1 protein-coding gene is annotated in these 206 nt (G+C 37.9%); it reads right to left on the bottom strand.

Going from position 1 to position 206, the window contains the following annotated elements; all coding sequences use genetic code 11:
• On the bottom strand, positions 1-206 hold a 206-nt coding region (locus EOC06_RS39980; RefSeq protein ID WP_164899151.1), incomplete at both ends, for an iron chelate uptake ABC transporter family permease subunit.

Raw genomic sequence — 206 nt, 5'->3', positions numbered from 1 at the left:
GGAATAAGAATATGATGATTTGTCCCGACTAGCTGTCTTGATATATGGGGAATAATCAATCCGGCAAAGATAATAATACCTGCGATAGATGTTGCCACAGATGCGAGAAATACAGCAATCACAGAAATAATAATCCGGACAAGCTGAATATTAACTCCTAATTGGACAACCTTCTTATCTTGTAATTTCAGCAGGTTACACCATGG

It is taken from the genome of Mesorhizobium sp. M7A.F.Ca.MR.362.00.0.0 (genome assembly GCF_004023175.1).
In the GTDB taxonomy this organism is placed as follows: domain Bacteria; phylum Pseudomonadota; class Alphaproteobacteria; order Rhizobiales; family Rhizobiaceae; genus Mesorhizobium.
Note: the sequence above shows the minus strand (reverse complement) of the source record. Positions and strands in the feature narration are given on the sequence as shown.